This window comes from Corynebacterium jeddahense (genome assembly GCF_028609865.1).
GTDB lineage: Bacteria > Actinomycetota > Actinomycetes > Mycobacteriales > Mycobacteriaceae > Corynebacterium > Corynebacterium jeddahense.
Map to the genome: position 1 here is coordinate 26202 of NZ_CP063194.1, position 20338 is coordinate 46539.

Annotated in this window: 17 protein-coding genes; 6 read left to right on the top strand and 11 right to left on the bottom strand. The window is 68.7% G+C overall.

Annotated features, from left to right (window positions below; genetic code table 11):
• Positions 1 to 20 precede the first annotated feature (20 nt).
• The 3 genes from CJEDD_RS00095 to CJEDD_RS00105 all read right to left on the bottom strand — a co-directional run bounded on the left by CJEDD_RS00095 (position 21) and on the right by CJEDD_RS00105 (position 3023).
• Positions 21 to 1538 carry a cutinase family protein gene (locus CJEDD_RS00095; protein ID WP_052333838.1) on the bottom strand — a complete coding sequence of 506 codons (1518 nt, stop codon included), beginning with the start codon at positions 1536 to 1538 and terminating at the stop codon, positions 21 to 23.
• A gap of 37 nt (positions 1539 to 1575) precedes the next feature.
• Complete coding sequence (locus CJEDD_RS00100) at positions 1576 to 2037, bottom strand: hypothetical protein (protein ID WP_042408484.1); 462 nt, start codon at positions 2035 to 2037, stop codon at positions 1576 to 1578.
• 191 nt (positions 2038 to 2228) lie between these two features.
• Positions 2229 to 3023, bottom strand: a complete 795-nt coding sequence (locus CJEDD_RS00105; protein WP_042408483.1) for a hypothetical protein — start codon at positions 3021 to 3023, stop codon at positions 2229 to 2231.
• Between the two features lie 291 nt (positions 3024 to 3314).
• Here CJEDD_RS00105 and CJEDD_RS00110 point away from each other — a divergent pair, with 291 nt between their 5' ends.
• The 5 genes from CJEDD_RS00110 (at position 3315) to CJEDD_RS00130 (ending at position 9318) form a co-directional block, all read left to right on the top strand.
• The gene (locus CJEDD_RS00110) at positions 3315 to 4259 is read left to right on the top strand and encodes a methylenetetrahydrofolate reductase (RefSeq protein ID WP_042408480.1); all 945 of its coding nucleotides are present in this window, start codon (positions 3315 to 3317) and stop codon (positions 4257 to 4259) included.
• Between the two features lie 13 nt (positions 4260 to 4272).
• Positions 4273 to 6525 carry a 5-methyltetrahydropteroyltriglutamate--homocysteine S-methyltransferase gene (gene metE, locus CJEDD_RS00115; RefSeq protein ID WP_042408479.1) on the top strand — a complete coding sequence of 751 codons (2253 nt, stop codon included), beginning with the start codon at positions 4273 to 4275 and terminating at the stop codon, positions 6523 to 6525.
• A gap of 211 nt (positions 6526 to 6736) precedes the next feature.
• Positions 6737 to 7690 (top strand): DUF559 domain-containing protein, encoded by a 954-nt coding sequence (locus tag CJEDD_RS00120; RefSeq protein WP_042408477.1) that lies wholly within the window; start codon positions 6737 to 6739, stop codon positions 7688 to 7690.
• Positions 7691 to 8047: 357 nt separating this feature from the next.
• Positions 8048 to 8569: a peptidylprolyl isomerase gene (locus CJEDD_RS00125; protein ID WP_273657554.1), complete on the top strand. Its 522-nt coding sequence runs from the start codon at positions 8048 to 8050 to the stop codon at positions 8567 to 8569.
• Positions 8570 to 8652: 83 nt separating this feature from the next.
• Entirely contained in the window at positions 8653 to 9318 is a 666-nt protein-coding gene (locus CJEDD_RS00130; protein ID WP_042410475.1) for a rhomboid family intramembrane serine protease, read from the top strand.
• A gap of 428 nt (positions 9319 to 9746) precedes the next feature.
• Here the strand turns inward: CJEDD_RS00130 and CJEDD_RS00135 are convergent, their stop codons facing one another.
• Positions 9747 to 10085 (bottom strand): hypothetical protein, encoded by a 339-nt coding sequence (locus CJEDD_RS00135; protein WP_052333892.1) that lies wholly within the window; start codon positions 10083 to 10085, stop codon positions 9747 to 9749.
• 211 nt (positions 10086 to 10296) lie between these two features.
• On the opposite strand from CJEDD_RS00135, the gene CJEDD_RS00140 reads away from it, so the two are divergent.
• Positions 10297 to 11478, top strand: a complete 1182-nt coding sequence (locus tag CJEDD_RS00140) for an IS1249 family transposase (protein WP_273657494.1) — start codon at positions 10297 to 10299, stop codon at positions 11476 to 11478.
• Positions 11479 to 11681: 203 nt separating this feature from the next.
• Here the strand turns inward: CJEDD_RS00140 and crgA are convergent, their stop codons facing one another.
• From crgA to CJEDD_RS00175, 7 genes are read right to left on the bottom strand one after another with little or no spacing between them, the layout of a single operon-like run.
• A complete protein-coding gene (gene crgA, locus CJEDD_RS00145; protein WP_042408862.1) occupies positions 11682 to 11957 on the bottom strand; it encodes a cell division protein CrgA in 276 nt (91 codons plus the stop codon).
• 60 nt (positions 11958 to 12017) lie between these two features.
• A complete protein-coding gene (pknB, locus tag CJEDD_RS00150) occupies positions 12018 to 14105 on the bottom strand; it encodes a Stk1 family PASTA domain-containing Ser/Thr kinase (protein WP_074432566.1) in 2088 nt (695 codons plus the stop codon).
• Positions 14106 to 15632, bottom strand: coding sequence for a serine/threonine-protein kinase (locus CJEDD_RS00155; RefSeq protein ID WP_042408859.1), 1527 nt, complete (start codon positions 15630 to 15632; stop codon positions 14106 to 14108). It lies immediately after the preceding gene.
• Entirely contained in the window at positions 15629 to 17077 is a 1449-nt protein-coding gene (locus CJEDD_RS00160; protein ID WP_042408858.1) for a peptidoglycan D,D-transpeptidase FtsI family protein, read from the bottom strand. The genes CJEDD_RS00155 and CJEDD_RS00160 overlap by 4 nt, the downstream gene beginning before the upstream one ends.
• On the bottom strand, positions 17074 to 18441 hold the full coding sequence (locus CJEDD_RS00165; RefSeq protein WP_042408854.1) for an FtsW/RodA/SpoVE family cell cycle protein: 1368 nt from the start codon (positions 18439 to 18441) through the stop codon (positions 17074 to 17076). The genes CJEDD_RS00160 and CJEDD_RS00165 overlap by 4 nt, the downstream gene beginning before the upstream one ends.
• On the bottom strand, positions 18438 to 19889 hold the full coding sequence (locus CJEDD_RS00170) for a PP2C family protein-serine/threonine phosphatase (RefSeq protein ID WP_042408851.1): 1452 nt from the start codon (positions 19887 to 19889) through the stop codon (positions 18438 to 18440). Before CJEDD_RS00170 ends, CJEDD_RS00165 begins: the two co-directional genes overlap by 4 nt.
• On the bottom strand, positions 19886 to 20335 hold the full coding sequence (locus tag CJEDD_RS00175) for an FHA domain-containing protein FhaB/FipA (RefSeq protein ID WP_042408849.1): 450 nt from the start codon (positions 20333 to 20335) through the stop codon (positions 19886 to 19888). The genes CJEDD_RS00170 and CJEDD_RS00175 overlap by 4 nt, the downstream gene beginning before the upstream one ends.
• Between the last annotated feature and the right edge of the window lie 3 nt (positions 20336 to 20338).

Genomic DNA, 20338 nt, shown 5'->3' on the forward strand with positions numbered 1-20338 from the left:
CGGGCTTTTCGCATGCCCCGCTAGCCGGCAGCGTCGACCACGCCGCGGACGACGTCGCCGAGCCAGCCCATGGCGTAGTCGTAGCCCGTTTGGCCGTCGACGCGGTACCCGCCCGGGATGTCGGTGTAGCCGAGCTTGTAGTACGACATGTGGCGCGGCCCGAAGTCGCCCGCGATCTTCGCCGAGGCGACCAGGTTCGCGTTCGCGGGGTCGTTGTAGGCGGGGCGGAGGCCGGAGGCGTCGATAAGTATGTAGCTCAGCCGCGACACGGCGGCTTGCGCGACCTCGCGGCGCCGCTGCGTGCCGGTGGTGGACTGGGGCAGCGCGCCCATGCGCTGGAGCTGCCACTCGAGGCGCTCGGCGGCCTCGAGGGCGTGGCAGGTGGTGAGGGCGAGGGCGTAGGCGGGCACGGCGGCGTCGGGAAGCAGGCCGCGCACCGCGTAGAGCGCCTGGAAGAGCCACGGCCAGGCCACGCCCTCCTTCGCCAGCTCCGGGAGCGCGGCAAGGAGCGCGATGGCCGCCTGCTGCTCGAGCGGGGTGGGGCTCGCGGCGCGCGAGTGGTCCACGACGGCGACGAACGCCTCGCCGAGCTCGAGGGCGAGCTGGGGGACGAGGATGGCGTCGATGGGGGAGAAGCCCGCCTGCGCGAACGCCTCCGGGACGGGGACGCCGTCCTGCAGCAGCTGCTGGAAGCGCGCGACGCGGATGCCCGTGATCGCGTTGAAGGGGCCGGTCCACTCGTCGCGCATGGCGACGTCGGCGAGGGTGCGGATCACCGAGTCGGGTGGTGTCGCGCACGCCATGTCCGCGCCGTTGCACTCGGAGAGGATCTTGCCCCCCAGCCCGTTGAAGGACGCCGTGCGGGTGCCGGCCATGCCCACGAACGTGGGGTCGATGGTCGTGCCGCCGGGCACGACGGTCTCGTAGTTCGCGCCGCGCACGCCCTTCGGTGGACGGGCGTAGAGCCGGGAGGGTCGCTCCGGTTCGGCGGGGGCGGCGAGCCGCGCGCGGGCCGGGTCCGAGAACATGACCACACCCGCGATCTGGTCCGGCCCGACGCCGTGCACCCGCCCGGCCGCGGCTTCGGCGGCGGCGTCGCCGACCACCTGGGCGCCCTGCGAGTAGCCCACCATGATGAAGCGGGTGGAGGGGCACTGCCGGGCGACGGTTTCGAGCTCAAGCGTTGCGACGTCGCGCCCGTAGCGCACCGATTCCCCATACGTCGCCGCCTCGGTCCCCTCCGGCGGCACCCCGGCGGTGCCGAACGCGCTGAAGCGCCCGAGCGAGGCCGGGTATTTCACCTGGAACGTGGAGACGGTGCGGGCGCCGAAGCGGATCTGGAGGTCGTCGGCGGGGGACGATGCGTCGTCGAAAAGCGTCTCGCGCGCGACGGGGTGCCAGGAATGCGAAAACCCCGACCCAGCCGCCTGGACGACGTGGACGGGGTGGCAGCGCAGCTGCAGCGCCTCGGCCCTCGGCGCGACCGCCGTCGCGAGGATGAGGGCGACGGTGAGGGCGAGGGCTGTGGCGCGTTTCACATGCGGGAAGTCTACCGCCGGGGCTTTCCTGCGCGACCTACTTGCGCGGCAGCGCGGCGAGCGCCAGGCCGGCGCCGACGAGCCAGGAATCCTTCGCGATGGCCTTGCCGTCGTCGGACGGGCGGATGCCGTCGTCCTCGGTGTACTGGTCGCCGCCGAAGTACATGGTGAGCAGGCCGGAGCCGAATGCGGCGAGGCCGAGGCCGGCAAGGCGGTTCGGGATGAGCGGGCAGAGCAGCGCGGCGCCGAGCGCGGTCTCCGCGGCGGCGAGGCCGGTGGCGAAGTTCTCGGCATCGATCTGCTCGACGGCCGGAATGCCGTCGGTGGCCATGTCGCGCAGGCCCTCCGCGCCCTCCTTGTCCACCTGGAACTTGCCCAGGCCGGCGTTGAGGATGTACGCGCCGGTGGGGATGCGCAGCGCGGCGGAGGAAAGGCGCACGCCGGCCTTGTCCTGCTTGGTAAAGATGCCGGACGGGATGACCTTGAGCGGGTTGAACATGGGAGGGTCTCCTTTCAAGAGGGGTTGACCCCACCATGGTACGGCTTAAACGAGCTCATCGTGGCCACGCGCCCCTTGGCCGCCCCGCTCGCGTCGACCCTGCCGAACGTGCGGGACAGGCTCGTGCGGCACTTGATGGCGGGGTGGCGCACCGCGGTGTGAGTTCTGGCGCGTGGGTTGGCGCGCCGGGGCTACTTCAGCTCGTGGCGGCCGGCATCCGCGGCATCTTCGACGCTGCGGCTGGACTCGGTGGCCTTGCGCTGGTTGTCGTCGAGGGTGTCCAGGGTGGTCAGCTGGTCGTCGAGGGGGCGCAGCTCGTCGTCGGAGCCGGAGCCGGCAGCAGAGCCAGCACCAGCACCGGTGCCGGTGATCAGGCGGGAGGTGCCGGAGGTGGCGTCGTCACGCGACGGCTCGACGGGGAACACGCTGCCCTCGATGCCGGACTCGCGCGCGTCCTCGGTGCGGGTGGAGTAGACGATGGTGGAGTTGCCGGCGCGGTCGGTCTCGGTGCGGGTGGGGGCGGGGCGGTACGTCTTCACCGGCTCGTCGGAGTTGAGCTTGTCCTTGAGCCAGAACTCCCACGCGGCCCAGCCGGCGCCGGCGAGGGCGGCGGTGCCGAGCGTCAGCTTGATCACGTTGCCGGCGCCCTTCTTTTTCTTCTTCTTCGGCTTCGCGTAGGACTCGAGGAACTCCTGGCGCTCCTTGCGGCTCGGCGCGGCCGCGGCGAAGGCGGCGCGGCGGCGGTCGAGGCGGTCGTGGGCGTCGCGGGTGATGTCGCCGGCGTGGGCGCGGGCGGCGCCGTAGAGCTCCTCGAGCTCGTCGATGTCGAGCTTGTCGTGGATGTCGTCGAGGCCGCCGTCCTTGAGGTTGTCCAGGAGCGACTGGTAGATGTCGCGCTCGCGCTTGTCGCCCTGGGACTTGAGGTACTTCGCGGCCTGGCTAGCGGCGGTGGCGGCGAGGCCGATCTGCTTGAGGTTGAGCTTCATGGGGTCTCCTTTTGTACGTCGTGTGGTTACGGCGACCAGGGTAGCGAAACATGCAGGTTGGGGGTCCGGCCCCGCGATAACCTGCTTGCGTACCAAGCGTTACGCAAAAATGAACCAAGCGGTACAGAACCGGTGATTAACATTCACGCTCATCACCGCGCTGACCTGCGCCGACGACGCCAAAATCCACGCGTAATTGAGACGCCACCACGCGCCACATATCTTTCAAGTCACCGTGTAACCGCGGTGCAACCTGAAACAACCTGAACACCAGCCGAGAAAGGTCCCGCCATGTTCGAAGACTCCCCTTCGACGCGGCTGTCTGCCTCGGCGCCCCTGGACAGGGAGGGGCCCCTGATCCGCCGCCCCCGGCCGAAGCGCCAGCGGACCGCGCTCAGCTTCGAGATCATCCCGCCGCGCCCCACGGACGACCCCGGGAAGATCGACGAGCTCATCGCGGGCCTGGCCGCCTACAACCCGGACTACGTCTCGGTAACCAGCTCGCGCCGCAGCGAGTGGCTCGAGGGCACCGCCGCCGTCATCTCCCGCATCGCGGACACCACCGACCTGCGCCCCATCGCGCACCTCGCCTGCACGGCGGGCACGCGCGAGGAGCTGCAGGAATGGGTGCGGGTGCTTATCGACGCCGGTGTCCGCGGCTTCCTCGCCCTCCGCGGGGACCTGCCCGAAACCGGCCTGCCGGAGGGCTACCTCCAGCACGCCACGGACCTGCTCAACCTCATCCAGGACGTCCAGGAGGAGGAGGCGTTCCACCTCGCCGCCGGCAAGCTCGCGCTGTCGGTGGCGTGCTACCCGAAGGGCCACGCGGAATCGCGCAACCTCGACCACGACCTGGACGTGCTGCTGACCAAACAGCGCCTGGGCGCGGACTTCGCCATCACCCAGCTCTTCTTCGAGGCTCAGGACTACCTGGACTTCGTGGAGGTGGCGCGGATGGCCGGGGTGCGCATCCCGCTCATCCCCGGCATTATGCCCATGACCTCGCTGAAAAGGGTGAGGCGCATGGGGGAGTTGTCGGGGCTGGAGGTGCCGGAGGGCGTCGAGAAGCAACTGCTCGAAGCGGACGACGAGTACGAGGCCGGCATGGAGCTCACCGCCAACCTGGCGCGCGAGATCCTCGACGCCGGCACGGGCGGGCTCCACGTGTACACGCACAACAACCTGGCCGCGACGCGGGACTTTTTGGACCGCATCGGCATAGACACACCGGATTAGACAAAGGACAACCATGACCACGTTCCCCAAAGCCACCATCGAGGGCTACCCCCGCATCGGCGCGAACCGCGAGCTCAAGCGCGCGCTCGAGAGCTACTGGGCGGGCCGCATCGACGCCGAGACGTTCCGCTCCACGGCGCACGCGCTGCGCGTGAACAACTACAACCACCTCCGCGACCTCGGCCTCACCGAGGATTACGCCATCCCCGCGGACGTGGCGCTCTACGACCAGGTCCTCGAGACCGCGCTCACCGTCGGCCTCGTGCCCGGCGGCGCCGACCTGGACGAGGAGTTCGCGCTCGCCCGCGGCAACGACACGCGCGTGCCGCTGGAGATGACCAAGTGGTTCGACACCAACTACCACTACCTCGTGCCCGAGATTTCCGCAGGCCAGGACATCACGCCGGCGCCGGAGCGCATCCTGCGCATCGTGTCGGAGGCGGAGGAGGCCGGCCACAAGGTGCGCCCGTACCTCGTCGGCCCGGTCACGCTCATCGCCCTGTCGAAGCCGGCGGAGTGGTCCCTGTTGCCCTCGCTTATCGACGCCTACGGCCAAGTCTTCGCCGCCCTGAAGGACGCTGGGGTCGAGTGGGTCCAGGTGGCCGAGCCGGCCGTCGTGGCCGACCTGTCCACCCCGGACGCCGAGATCGCCGCGCACCTCAAAGAGGCGTGGACCGAGCTGCTGGCGTCCGAGGACCGCCCGAACGTGTACCTGACCACCCCGTACGGCTCCGCGCGCGAGGCGCTGCCGGTGCTCGGTTCGCTCGGCGTCGAGGCGCTGCACGTCGACCTTTCCCCGTGGACCCTCGAGGCGGACGCCGGCTACCCGGAGCGCATCCGCGAGCAGGTCCCGGAGTCGACCCACCTCGTCGCCGGTCTCATCGACGGCCGCAACGTCTGGGCCGCCAACCTCCGCGAGCGCACCGAGGTCCTCGAGTCCCTGGGCCGCGCCGATGCGTCCGTGTCCACGTCCACCTCGCTACAGCACGTGCCGCACACCCTCAAGGCGGAGCGCAACCTGCCCGTCGAGGTCGCGCCGTGGCTGTCCTTCGCCGACGAGAAGCTGGCGGAGATCAAGGCCCTCGTCGCGGGCGAGGAGGGCGCGAAGGAGGCGTTCGCGCAGTCCGACCGTGCCGTGCGCACCCGCGCCGAGTCCGAGACCATCCACAACAAGGCCGTCGCCGACCGCGTCGCCGGCCTGCCGGCGGGCGAGGTGCAGCGCGAGCCGTCGTTTAGCGAGCGCAACAAGGTCCAGCGCGACGAGCTCGGCCTGCCCACCCTGCCCATCACCACGATCGGCTCCTTCCCGCAGACCCCCGAGATCCGCAAGGCGCGCGCCGACCACCGCGAAGGCACGCTCACCGACGCCGAGTACCAGGACGCGCTCAAGGCCGAGATCAAGAGCGTCATCGACCTGCAGGAGGAGATCGGGCTCGACGTGCTCGTCCACGGCGAGGCCGAGCGCAACGACATGGTGCAGTACTTCGCCGAGCTTCTCGACGGCTTCGTGGTCACCGAGAACGGCTGGGTCCAGTCGTACGGCTCCCGCTGCACCCGTCCGCCGATCGTCGTCGGCGACGTCTCGCGCCCGGCCGCGATGTCCGTGGAGTGGTCCTCCTACGCGCAGTCGCTCTCCGAGAAGCCGGTGAAGGGCATGCTCACGGGCCCGGTGACCATCCTCGCGTGGTCCTTCAAGCGCGACGACGTGCCCCTGTCCGTCTCCGCCGACCAGATCGCGTTGGCGCTCGCCGACGAGGTGCGCGACCTCGAGTCCGCGGGCATCAAGGTCATCCAGATCGACGAGCCGGCGCTGCGCGAGCTTCTGCCCCTGCGTAGCGACGACCGTGCGGCCTACCTCGACTGGGCCGTCCGCGCGTTCCGCCTCGTCTCGCTGCAGGCTTCGCCTGCCACGCAGATTCACACCCACCTCTGCTACTCCGAGTTCGGCCAGATCATCGACGCCGTCGCCGGCCTCGACGCCGACGTCACCTCCATCGAGGCGGCCCGCTCGAAGATGGAGCTGCTTGAGGACATCGACGAGACCTTCCACTCCGAGATCGGCCCCGGCGTGTGGGACATCCACTCCCCGCGCGTGCCGTCCCAGGAGGAGATCGCCGGCCTGCTGCGCGCCGCGTTGGAGCACGTGCCTGCCGAGCGCCTCTGGGTCAACCCGGACTGCGGCCTGAAGACCCGCGGCTACAAGGAGGTTGAGCCCTCCCTGCGCAACCTCGTGGCCGCGCGCGACGAGGTCGTCGGCGGGCTGTAGGGCGTCGATACGCCTCCGCCCCTTCCCTCCGGGCCGTTGCGGGCCGTTGCGGGCCGTTGCGGGCCGTTGCGGGCCGCGAAAGTCGAGTCCGGGAGGTCGAGTTCGCCCGTGTTGAGGCGTCTACTCGACTTCCCGGACTCGACTTTTGGCGCGGGGTTTCGTTTTGCTCGGGTGTGGGTTACCATGTGCGAAACGAACGAATGGGGGGACAATGGACAGGAAAGCGTTGGTCAAGCTATTGGTGCGGCCGGGGGAGGCGGACCGGCAGCCGTGCCTGAGGCTCTCGGCGAACAAGTTCGTGCCCGAGGCCGCCTGGGAGGCGCTGGAGCATCACGAGCGCGAGTTCCTGCGCTGCTACGCGGCGGGGACGGGGGCGCGGAAAGCGGTGCTCGTAGGGCGGTCGGCCGCCGTGATCCACGGGATGTGGACGCTGCCCGACCACCACGCAGCAGTCACCCTTGCCGTGCCCGGGAAGAAGCCGCCGGCCAGGGCCTCGTGGCCCGAGGGGGTGGAGTACAGCTGCATGGGGATTCCGCCGGTGGACGTCGAGACGATTGTGTGCGCGACCCCCGGCGACGTCCTCCGCGTGACCACCCCGGTGCGCACTGCGGTCGACGTCGCCCGACTCCACGGCGTGCGCGAGGGGGTGGTGGCGATGGATTCGCTCCTGTCGAAGAAAAGCCCAGCGGAGCAGCAGCGCATCCTCGGCGAGCTCGAGGCCACGATCGGCCGGCTCGCCGGCAAGAAGGGCATCGCGAACGCGCGCCAGGCGTTCCAGTGGTGCTCGGGGTGGTCCGAATCGGCGTACGAATCGCTCATGCGGGTCGTCCTCCTCGAGCGCGGCATCGTCGCCGAAGAGCAGATGTGGGTCGGGCGCTACGTGCGTCCTGACCTGCTGTGGGGGCAGCTCGCCATCGAAATCGACGGCGCGGTGAAGCTGAAGCACAACGCCGAGGAGGTGGCCCAGGACCAGCTGGACCGCGAGAACTGGTTGCGCAAGCAGCTTTACGACGCCGCCCGGTTCAAACCCAAGCGCATCCTCAAGGACGAGGAAGGTTGCGTCCGTGAAATCCTCGAGCTCAAGGCGCACTCGGAGACGCTCGGCCCGCCGAAGGTCCCGGCGACGCGGGCGCGGCCGAGCAAGGGGGAGCACTGGCGCGTGTAGGGGCGTGCGGGTGCGGCGGCCAAAAGTCGAGTTCACCCCGCCCGGCGGCCAAACGTCGAATTCACCCCGCCCGACGACCAAACGTCGAATTCACCCCGCCCGACGACCAAAAGTCGAGTTCACCCCGCCCAACGACCAAAAGTCGAGTTGCGGAAGTCGAGTTCACCCCGTAAAGCGGGCGAACTCGACCACCCGAACTCGACTTTCGCGGCGAGGGGGCGGAGAACGGGGCGATCACGCGGCGAGGGGGCGGAGAACGGGGCGGAGAACGGGGCGGCGACCACACCCCGACCCGACCACGCGGCGACGCACGCCCCGCCCCGACCCGCCCGCCGAAACCCGCGTACTCTGGAACGCATGACTCAGAAAACGCAGACCATGACCCTGCACACGAACCACGGCGACATCGTGATCGACTTGTTCGGCAACCACGCGCCGAAGACCGTCGAGACGATTACCGGCCTGGCCACCGGCGACAAGGAGTACTCCGCCGCGAACGCCCAGGGCACGAACGAGGGCCCGTTCTACGACGGCGCGATTTTCCACCGCATCATCCCGGGCTTCATGATCCAGGGTGGCGACCCGACCGGCACCGGCACCGGCGGCCCGGGCTTCCAGTTCGCCGACGAGTTCCACCCGGAGCTGCAGTTCGACCGTCCGTACCTCCTGGCCATGGCGAACGCCGGCCCGGGCACGAACGGCTCCCAGTTCTTCATCACCGTCGACGCGACCCCGTGGCTGAACAACCGCCACACCATCTTCGGCGAGGTCACGGACGAGGCCTCCAAGAAGGTCGTCGACGAAATCGCCAACGTGGAGACCGGCCGCATGGACCGCCCGGTCGAGGACGTCGTCATCGAGTCCATCGAGGTCGCCTAGGACACCGCGTAAGACACCGCGTAAAGCACCGCACAACGAGCGCCCCCGCCACCGCGCGGGGGCTTTTTCGTACCCTGAATCCCATGCTCCGCAACACCCTCCGCAACGCCCCCGCCACCGCGGCGATCGCGGCGATCTGCACGCTCGTCTTCCTCGCCGCCGCGCTGCAGGCCCGCAGCCTCACGGACGTCGTGTGGGATTCCGCCGTCGGCGCCGACGCCATCCTCTACGGCCCCGAAATCGCCGGCCCGGGCTACCTGCGCACACTCACATCCGGGTTCCTCCACCTCGACATCACGCACCTCTTCGTCAACATGTTCATGCTCGTCTTCGTGGGCGCGGAGGTCGAGCGCTTCGTGGGCACCGGGCCGTTCGTGTTGGCGTATCTCGCGGGGGTCCTTTGGGCGTCGACAAGCGTGCTAGCCTTCAGCTTCTCGACGCCAACGGCCGGCGCCTCCGGCGCCCTCTACACCCTCATGGCCGTCCTCATCGCAATTGCGTATCGACGACGAACCGACCTCCGGGCCCCCCTCATCCTCGTGGGCGTCAACGTGGCGTACACCCTGCTGTCGCCGGGGACGGTGTCGCTGTGGGGGCACCTCGGTGGGTTGGCGGCGGGGGCGGGGATGGCGTGGCCGTTGACGTCGAGAAGTATGCGCACCCGCTGGGCCACCGGGGCCGTCGCGCTGGTGCTGGCGTGTGTGGCGATTTGGCTACTCACAATGCCGTCGACGGTGCCGGTGCACTAGGCGACGGGCGCGGGTTTTCCACACCGGTTATCCACAATGTGGAGAACTACACGCGTGTACTTAGTCGAACGGCGCGCCGAACGGGGTGAGCGACACGCCGAGAATTGCTGGCATTTTCGAACGAAACACTGCACATTCTACTGGGTTGTGGAAGTAGTGCACAGAGTTATCCACAGGTGTGGATAGATCGCGTGTCCGCCGGCCGGCCGACGGCCGCCAGCCGCCACCATCCCGTCGCCATCCCGCGGATCCAGCTACTAAGAGCCAGCTATTTGGCCCCTAGGGACGATTAGCTGGGTCTTAGTAGCTGGAAACGCGCGAAAGGCGGGGCTGTAAAGCACACGCAAAACCGCGCCGGCTGCACGGGAATGCAGCCGGCGCGGGAAATTCGAAGCGCAGAAGCGAAGCGGAGAGGCGGCCGGTCTGGGTCACCCGGCGGCAACCGGGTTGGAGAGGGTGACCTCGAAGGTGCGCACGCCGCGGTCGAAGTCGGAGCCCAGGTCACGGACGTGGGAGCCGTTGTAGTTGGTGGTGGTGATCGGGCGGTCGACGCCCTCCGGGCCGGCGAAGGTGGCAACCTCGACGCGGAAGGTCACGGCCGGGAACTCGCCCCAGTAGCGCTTGGCGCCGACGATCTCCACGCGCAGGGCCACGGAGCCGGCGAAGCCGGAGGCCTTCCAGGTGGAGGTGGTGAAGTACGGCTGGAGGTCCAGGTCGCGCACGGTGTTGGTGGTGGCATCGATGACCTCGGAGATGTCTTCTGGCATTCGCGTATCGACGACACCTCCGGCCCCACCCGCCCCAAACAACACCCCAGCGGGTTAAACGACAAAATGTGTGTCCGGATTCGTCGATTTGTTTGGGATGACCAGGGGTAATCCGGAAAGTATATGCTCCTGGAGCTTATATCCGCCCCGGGGCGGCGAAATACTGGGGTGTGACAGCAGCATGTGGTAGTAGCCGGTGTTGGCTTGATCAATGCCGAAGAACCAACCCCGCTGCCAGGTGTGCGGCGGCGAGATGAAACGCAATGGAAAGACTTCTGCCAACCGCACCCGGTGGCGGTGCAAGAACTGCGGCGCTTCCACCACCAAGCAGCGCCCCGATATCACCAACTCCGCAGCCTTCGCAGCATTTATCGCCCACCTCACGACCGGTGCAAGCTTGAACACCGCTGCCGCCGAAGCAGGGTGTCATCCTCGTACCCTGCAACGCCGGTTTGAACACTTCTGGCTAGTTGATATCCCCGATCCCACAATCGGGCACGAAGGCCGGGTTTACGACCAGGTCTTTCTTGACGGCACCTACACCGCCGGTGGGTGTCTCATCGTGGCCGCCACCTTGGATCACGTCATCGCCTGGCACTGGTGCACACGTGAAACCACCCGCGACTACCAAAGACTTCTCGAACGTATCCCCGCACCCCTGATCGCTGTCATCGACGGCGGCCAAGGTGCTGCCAGCGCGATCAAGACATGCTGGCCCACAACGAAAGTGCAGCGCTGCCTCGTCCACGCCCAACGCGTGGTACGCCGGCACACCACCGCACGCCCACGCACCGATGCAGGACGAGCGATCTACCAGCTTGCGCTCAACCTCACGAAAATCACCGATCTTGACGAAGCCGCCGCGTGGGGTGCGCAGCTGCACGAATACGGCACTATCTACCGCGACTGGATGAACCAGAAAACGTGGACAACCGACCCGGCGACACGGCAACGCACCTGGTCATGGACACATGAACGCACCCGCAAGGCCTACAACAGCCTCAACCACCTATGGCGCAACCAGCTGTTATTTGTCTATCTCGACCCACCCGACGGTGTCCTCGATGCCAGCCGGATCAAATCCACCACCAACAGCCTAGAAGGCGGCATCAACGCCCAACTGAAACTGCTGGCCCGCACCCACCGCGGCAGATCCGGGGAGCATCAACGCCGGATGCTGGAGTGGTGGCTGTATCTGCAAACGGAACTGCCTGACGATCCGGTAGAGATCGCCAGGCAGTCCAACTGGGGCCAGGACCAACTCGCCAAAGTATCCACCCTGACCCACAACGAGAACCAAGCCGACCACGAAACCGGACGACCAGCCCTCTACGACAACGCTATCGACACCAACTACACACACTCAATCGGCATCCAAAAAGGCCACATCTAACCCCGCGACACGCCGGAGCCAGACACACATTTTGTCGTTTAACCCACCCCAGCGGCGGGGGTGGGGTGGTGCCGCGAGGGAATGAGGGCAATATTGACCTCATTCCCCTGAGACACCACCCCCTACCCCGCCCGGAAAAACAAAAAAGACGCCGGCACCCGAAAGTGCCAGCGCCACAACAGTGCAACAACAGCGCGAGAGGCCTAGCGCCACCCCATCGTCATGAGCAGGCCCAGGATCATGCCCGCGAAACCGATCGCGTAGTTCCACGGCCCGAGCTGCGCGAGCCAGGAGATCTGGTCGCCGGCGAGGTAGTAGAAGATCAGCCACGCCAGGCCGAGCAGCATGAGGCCGAACATGATCACCTTGTACCAGATCGGCGTGCCGCCGGTGTTCACCTTCACCGGGGTGCGGGTGGCGCCGGTCGCGGTCGTGCTCGCTGGGCGGACCGGCTCGTTGGTTACTTTCGCTTTAGGCATCGTGTGCTCCGTCGTGGGTTATGGGTGAATGGGTCGAAGTGGGCCGGCAAGAGGGGCAACTCACAAGCCGAGCCCGCGCTGCACACCGCGCAGCGCGTTCGCCGGGTTCTGGGGTTGAACTGTATCAGCCTGCCCGCTGGCCGCGTTATTCTGCGGGATGAGTTCGCCGGCGTCGAACTTCCACAGGTTGTAGCCGATGGCCTGGTCCTTGCGGATCGTGTCGCCGGCCTTGACCTCCTGGTGGCCGATGAGGCCGGAGTCGACGAGGGCGCCCGTCGGCACGGTGGGGCCGGGGACGAGGCGGCCGTTCCATCCGGCGTCGCGAAGCACGCGCTCCGCATCGGTCGGGTTCATGCGCGTGATCTCCGGCATGGTCATGAGCATGCCGTTGGACACCCGCAGCTCGACGGTCGTGCCCGCCTCCACGTCGGTGTTTTCGCCGGCGACGGCGAGCACCTCGCCCTCGGGCTTCGCCGAATCCACCTTCGTCACCGTCGAGCGCAGCTGCAGGGAGGACAGCGTCGCCGTCGCCTGCTCCACGTTGAGCCCCACGAGCGAGGGCACCTGCACCATCTTTGGCCCGGAGGACACGGTGATGGCGATCCGGGAGCCCTTCGCAATCTGGGTGCCGCCCGCGGGCTGCTGGCCCAGGATGATCCCGTCGGGGATGTTGTCGCTGGACTCGCGGCGCACGTTCGGGTTGAGCTCGAGGCCGGCCTTCTTCAACTCGTCGACGGCCTCCTCGGTGGTCAGGTTCGTGATGTCGGGCACGTCCGTCATCTCCTTGCCCGAGGACACCGTGAGCGTGATCTGCGTGCCCTTCTTCAGCTCGGAGCCCGCGGCCGGGTTCGTGGAAATCACGTCGCCGCGCTTGATGTCGGGGCTGGGCTCCTCCATGACGTTGACGGAAAAGCCGAGGTCCTCGAGCTCCCGGACGGCGTCGTTACGCGGCTTGCCCGCGACGTCGGGGACGGGCACCATCGCCTCCTGCACGGGGGTCGGCGCGGAGTCGTCGCCGGAGGAACTGGAGAAGTAGTCGTACGCGAACCAGGACACGGCCGCCGCGAGCAGCAGCCCGAGCAGCGCCGCGAGCCACTTCAGCCAGTTCGAGGAGGTCTTCTCGTTCGCGGCGCGATGGTCGGCGTAGCGTGTGTGGCTCTCGGAGGCAGGTGCTTCTCGACGCACCACAGGCTCGCGCACCGGCTCCCCAACGACCACGGTGTGGCCATCCGCCGGCGAATCGGCGGCGTGCGCGCCGGCGGCCTGGGAAGCGGCGGCGAGGTGGTTGCGTGCGGCCGTCGTCACGCTGCCGCGCTCCAAAAGTGCCAGGTCGTTGCCCATCTCGGACGCGGACTGGTAGCGGTCGGCGGGGTGCTTCGCCATCGCGGTGAGGATGACGGAGTCGACGTTGACGGCCTCGTTGTCGGTGAGGTCGTACGGCACGCGCTCCGACGGCGGGACCGGGTCCTCCTGCACGTGCTGGTAGGCGACGGCGAAAGGGGACTCGCCCTCGAACGGCGGGGCGCCCGTGACGGCCTCGTACATGACGCAGCCGAGGGCGTAGATGTCGCTGCGCGCGTCGGCGGCCTTCCCGCGCGCCTGCTCGGGGGAGAGGTACTGCGCGGTGCCGATGACGGCGGAGGTCTGCGTCATCGCGGAGGTCGAGTCGTCCAGCGCGCGGGCGATGCCGAAGTCCATCACCTTCACCGCGCCGGTGTTGGTGACCATGATGTTCGCGGGCTTGATGTCGCGGTGGATGATCCCGGCGTCGTGGCTCGCCTGCAGCGCGCGCGTGACCGGCAGCAGCAGCCCGGCGGCGCGTTCGGGGGTGAGCGGGCCCTCGTTGCGCACGATGTCGCGCAGGTTCATCCCGTTGACGCGCTCCATGACGATGTAGGGCACGTCCACGCCGCCCGTCTCCACGGACCCGGTGTCGTACACCGACACGATGTTCGGGTGGTTCAGCCGCGCGGAGTTCTGCGCCTCGCGGCGGAAGCGCTCGCGGAAGTTCTCGTCGCGCGCCATGTCGATCTTCAGCATCTTCACGGCGACGGGGCGCCCGAGCGCGACGTCGGTGGCGGCGTACACGTCCGACATCCCGCCGGTGCCGATGATGTCGCCGAGTTCGTACCGGTCCGCGATCAGCATTTACCTGCCACCTCCAAGCAAGCTGTCAAGATTCGGCAATTCTATCCCAGGTGAGGGGGAAGGTGTGGCCTCGGGCTGATTGCTTATCGACGTCTCCACCTCCGGCACCTCACGCGCCGACGACGTCTGCTCCTGCGGCGACTTCTCAGGCTGCGCGGGTGCGGCCGGCGCGGCGGGGGAGTGCTCGGCCGAAGGTTCGTCGAAACGCAAGGTCCCGGGCGTGCGGCGCTCCGTGACGGTGGTGCGCTCGCGCTCGGTGGTGGTCTCGGTGACCGCGGTTTCCTCCGTCGGCTCCTCGCTCTCGGTGGGCGTGGGCGCCGGCTTCGTCTTCGTCGCGGAGGTGGTGGTGGCCGTGCCGGAGCCGGTGAAGCGGTCGAAGACGCCCGCGGTGTAGGCCCACGCGGCGGCGCCGCCGAGCAGCGCGATGAGAAGGATCGCGGCGATGACGGGGCCGGCCGAGGACGTCTTCTCCGGCGCGGGTTGGGTAGCGCGCGGGGCCGGGGCGGGGACGGGCTGTGCCGGAGGGCGTCGAGAAGCAACGGCCCGGGCGGCGGACGGCGGGTAGGCGCCCTCGGGGCGGGCGGTGCGCTCGTCGGCGACGCTGGCGAGCATCTGGGTCGACGCGGTGGCGGACGGCTCCGTGGCCACGACCTGGGTGTGGCCGCCGGGCTGGGCGGGGCGCAGGCCCTGGCGCACCTGGGAGATGGCGAGCTGGAGCTCGTTGCCGTCGCGGAAGCGCTGGTTCGGGTCCTTGCGCAGCGCGATCTCGATGAGCTCGCGCGCCGGGGCGGACACCGAGATCGGCAGCGCGGGCGGCTCCGCGGAGACGTGCGCGAGCGCCACCGACACGGACGAGTCGCCGGTGAAGGGGCGCTGGCCGGAGAGCATCTCGTAGCCCACGACGCCGAGGGAGTACACGTCGGAGGCGGCGGTGACCTTCATGCCCTGCGCCTGCTCCGGGGAGACGTACTGGGCGGTGCCCACGACCATGCCGGTGCGGGTGAGTGGCACCGCGGCGGCGGCCTTGGCGATGCCGAAGTCGGTGATCTTGACCTGCCCGTTCTGGGTGATCATGAGGTTGCCCGGCTTGATGTCGCGGTGCACCAGGCCCATGCGGTGGATGACGGCCAAGCCGTGGGCGGCCTGCTCGAGCACGTCGAGGGCGACGGCCTCGTCGAGCTGGCCCTCGCGCGCGATGAGGTCCGCGAGCGACTCGCCGCGGATGTACTCCATGATGATGTAGCAGACGGTGAAGCCCGCGCCGGTGTCCGCCTCGCGGTAGTCGTAGGTGGCCACGACGTTGTCGGAGTTGATGCCCTGTGCGCTCATCGCCTCGTTGCGGAAGCGGGCGAGGAATTCGGCGTTGGAGCTGTACTCGGGGCGCAGGACCTTGATGGCCACCTCGCGCTCGTTGGCCAGGTCGTCCGCCAGCCACACGGTGGACATGCCGCCGTGGCCGATGATCCACTGCAGCTGGTAGCCGTCGCCGACGAGCTGCTGGAGGTCCTCGCGGTTTTCGGTGTTCATCGTTGTGCTCCTTCCACGGGGGCGGGGGCGGCGCGCAGCACGGCCCGGCCGATCGGCCCGGACACCTGCCCGCCGGTGGCGGCCTCGCCGAGGTGGCCGCCGTTTTTCACCACCACGGCCACGGCGACGTCCTTTTGCGGGTCGAACGCGACGTACCACACGTGCGGGGCGGCGCCCTCGGCGTGCTCGGCGGTACCGGTCTTCGAGGCGTAGCCGTTGCCGTCGTAGCCGTAGCTCCAGCGTTCGGAGCCGTACATCAAGTCCGTGATCGTCGCGGCCTCTTCTTCCGTTACGGCCTCGTTGAGTTCCACGGGCTTGGTCTCCTGCACGGTCTTGCCGTCGGCGTCGCGTACCTGGCGCACCACGTAGGGCTGCATGCGCTTGCCCTTGTTCGCGATGGTCGCGGCCATGACCGCCGCCTGCAGCGCCGTCATGGTCACGTCGCGCTGGCCGATCGCGGACTGCGCGAGCTCCGCCGGGCCCGGCAGGTCGCCGAGCGAGCCGTTCGCGTTGGGCAGGCCGAGGTCGTAGCGCTGCCCGATGCCGAAGCGGTCCGCCGCGTCGCGCAGCGCGTCGGCGCCCATGTCCAGGCCCATCTGCACGAACGCGGTGTTGCAGGACAGGGCGAACGCGGTGCGCAGCGGCACCTGCCCGCCGCCCGCGCAGGCCTGGCCGGCGTAGTTGGTGAGCGGGATGCCCTCGGTGCCGGGGAGGATGATCTGCGCCTCGCCGGTGAGCGGCGAGTCCGGCGTGTACCCGTTGCGCAGCCCCGCGGCGGTGGTGATGATCTTGAAGATGGACCCCGGCGGCAGCTGTTCCTGCGTCGCGTGGTTGAGCAGCGGCTTGCCCGGGTTGTCGTTTACCTCGGCCCACGCGTCGCCGGCGCTGTCGGGGTTGGCGATGGTGTTCGGGTCGTAGCTCGGCGTCGAGGCCATCGCGAGCACCTCGCCTGACGACGGCCGAAGGGCCACCACCGCGCCGTCGTACCCCGGCTTCGCCAGCTGGTCGTACGCGAACGCCTGCAGGTTCGGGTCGAGGGTGAGGTCGACGTCGTCGCCCTTCTGCGCGTCCTCCTTGCCGGTGCGCAGGAAGCGCGAGGAGGACCCGGTGTCCCCGGTGAGCAGCCCGTTGTAGCTCGCCTCCACCTGGGAGGTGCCGAACTGGTCGGAGACGTACCCGACGATCGGGGCGAAAGAAAACGGCATGTTCGGGTAGGTGCGCTGGTAGTACCCGGTGTTCTCGTTGCGGTAGCTCTCGGCGAGGACGGTGCCGCCGGCGAGGATGTTGCCGCGGTTGACCTGCTTGAGCTCCATGAGCGTGCGCGAGTTGTGCTCGTTCTGCGCGTACTCGTCCTCGCGCATGCCCTGGACGATGGTGAAGTTGACCAGCAGCGCCACGATGAGGAGCAGCGAGACGACGGCGCCGTAGCGGATGGACTTGTTCATCGCGCGGCCACCGCCTCACGCTCGCGGCCGAAGCGCTGGGCGGTGCCCTCGGCCACGGCGTCGTAATCCGCGGGCCGGTTCGCGCTGTTGGAGATGCGCAGCAGCAGGCCGAGCAGGATGTAGTTGGCCATCACGGACGAGCCGCCGGCGGACATGAACGGCGTGGTCAGGCCCGTCATTGGCAGCATCGCGGACACGCCGCCGGCGACGACGAAGATCTGGATCGCGATGGTGAGCGCGAGCCCGGAGGCGAGCAGCTTGCCGTAGGAGTCGCGCACCTGCATCGCGGCGCGGAAGCCGCGGGTGACAAAGATGGCGAAGAGGCACAGCACGGCGGCGATGCCCGCGAAGCCGAGTTCCTCGCCGATGGCGGCGAGGATGTAGTCGGAGTGCGCCACGGGCACGAGCTCCGGGTGGCCGTAGCCCAGGCCGGTGCCGGTGATACCGCCCCAGCTCAGGCTGATCAGGGCGTTGGCGGGCTGGTTGCCAATGCCCTCGAAGTCCGCGAACGGGTCGATGAAGTTGGAGACGCGCTCCTGGATCTTCGCGCTCACCTGGTACACGGCGTAGCCGCCGACGGCCACGAGCGTGAGGCCGATGAACAGCCAGGACGCGCGGTCGGTGGCAAAGTAGACCATGCCCAGCACGGTGGCGAAGAGCAGCAGTGCCGGGCCGAAGTCGTTGGACACGGCCATGATCAATATCGCGATCGCCCACACCATGAGAATCGGCGCGAGGTCGCGCAGGCGGGGGAGCGTGAGGCCCAAAATGCGCCGGCCCGCCACGGTGAACAGCGCGCGCTTCTGGGCGAGCAGCTGTGCGAAGAAGATGAGGAGCAGGATCTTGGAGAACTCACCCGGCTGGATGGAAAACGGTCCGAGCCAGAGCCAGATGCGGGCGTCCTCGTACCCCGGCGGCTGCGGCCACACGAGCGGCAGCGCGAGCAGGATGAGGCCGAGCAGGCCGAGCAGGTAGGAGTAGCGCGAGAGCGCCTTGTGGTCGCGCACGACGATGAGCGTGAGCACCATGAGGCCCACGCCGACGAGCGACCAGAGCATCTGTCGCTCCGCGAGAGGGCCGTAGCCGGGGCGCTCGGCGAGGTCGAGGCGGTGGATGACCACCAGCCCCACCGCGTTGAGCAGCGAGACCACGGGTAGCAGCACCTGGTCCGCGTGCGGCGCCAGGAAGGCGATGGCGAGGTGCGCGATGGCGTAGACGCCGGCGAAGCCGCCGATGATGTAGAGCATCTCCTTGGACAGGGTGCGCCCCTGGCTCGTCTCTAAGCCGAAGAGCATGAGGGCGAGTAGCCCCGTCGAGCAGAGCAGGAGGAGCAGCTCGCGGCTGCGGGAGGTCAGGCGGCTCATCGCACCTCCCGGCACTTGTCCTTGTCGGGCGTCTGCTTGTCCACGCACCCGGGCAACGCGCCGTCCGCCAACTCATTCAGTTTGGCTAATACGTCGTCGTAGGAGCCGGTGGCGTTCTCCGCGTCCTCGCGCGCCGCGTCCCGGCGGTCCCTCGGCAGGTCTTGCAGCGAGAACACGTGGCAGTCGCCCGGCTTCGCGTCCTTGCCAATCACGCGCAGGTCCCCGGACTCGCTCAGGCACGCGTGCTGCAGGTCCTCGGTCTCCTCGTGCGCGAACGCGTTCTCGCGCGAGGTGTGCTGCACCACGAACTCGCCGGAATCCTCCACGCGCAGCCCGTAGGAGTCCCCGTTGCGCGAGTGCGCCCACATCACGCCCGCGAGCGCGAGAACGAGCAGGAGCAGCAGCGTTGCGACGACCCACGGCCACACCGTCCCCGGCTGCTTCGCCTTCGCGGTGGCCGCGCCGGCGGACGCTCCGGCGGACGCACCGGCCACGGCGGTGGAGGCGCCCACGGCCTCGAAGGCCCTAGTGTGGGCCTCCTCGTCGTCGGCGGCGTCCGCCTCCTGCAGCTTCGCCCGGTTGTGATCCGGCGCGATGGTCTCGGACTTGCGCAGCAGTGCCGCCGCGCGGGAGGCCGAGGAGTCCGGGTGCGTTGACTCGTAGCCCGGCGCCAGCGCTCCGGCCTTCACGGCCGCGCGCGGCTCGTGCGTGGCGCCCTCACCCGCGCCCTCGCCCGCCTCGACGACCTCGGCGACTACCGCCGTGACGTTGTCCGGCCCGCCGGAGCGCAGCGCGAGCTCGATGAGGCGCTGGGCCGCCATCTCCGGGGTGCCGTCGCCGAGCGCGATCTCGATGGTCTCGCGCGTGACGGGGTCTGAGAGTCCGTCGGAGCACAGCAGCACGCGGTCGCCCGGCTGCACCTCCACCATCTCCAGGTGCGGCTCCACCGGGTGGCCGGTGTACGCCTTGAGGATGAGGGACTTCTGCGGGTGCGTCGACACGTCCTCGGGGGCCAGCTTGCCCTCGTCAACCAGGGACTGGACGAAGGTGTCGTCCACGGTGAGCTGGCGGAGCTTGCCGTCGCGAAGCAAATAGCCCCGCGAATCCCCCACGTGGATCATGCCGAAGGCGGCGCCGTTGAACATAAGCGCCGTGAGCGTCGTACCCATGCCGGCCTGTTCGGGGTGCTCGGCCACGGAGGCCTCGATGGCGGCGTTGCCGTCCTCGGCGGCGGCGCCGAGCAGCGCGAGCACGTCCGCGTCCTCGGGGTCGCGGTCAAGGTGCTCGAGGTGCTCGACCATGAGCTGGCTGGCCACCTCACCGGCCGCGTGGCCGCCCATCCCGTCCGCGAGGACGAGCAGGTGCGGGCCAGCGTACGCGGAGTCCTCGTTGTTGCCCCGGACCAGGCCGCGGTCGGACACCGCCACGAAATCTAGTGCGAGCTTCACGGCATCAGCCTCACAATCGTGCGTCCCATCTTCATGTCCGTGCCCACGGTCACCCGCTCGGGCTGGTCAATGCGCACCCCGTTGACGAAGGTGCCGTTGCGCGAATCCAAGTCCTCCACAAACCAGTCGCTGCCGCGGCGGAACAGCCGGGCGTGGCGCGACGACGCGAAGTCGTCGCCCAGCTGGAAGTCGTTGTCTCCAGCCCGGCCAACAGTGAAGTCTTCCAGGCTGGCAATTTCCATGTGCGAGCCTTTCAGCGGCCCCTCAACTACCGCAAGGGTCCGCGCTTTCTCCCTGGGGGCGGGGGCAGAGGCCGTCGCGTGACGACGTTGCGTTCCGCCCGCCTTCACCACATCCTTCCGCTGCGTCCACATGACCAGAAAGATGAACACCCAAAGCAGGGCGAGCAGGCCGAAGCGCGCGCTGAGGATCACCGTGGAATCCATGTG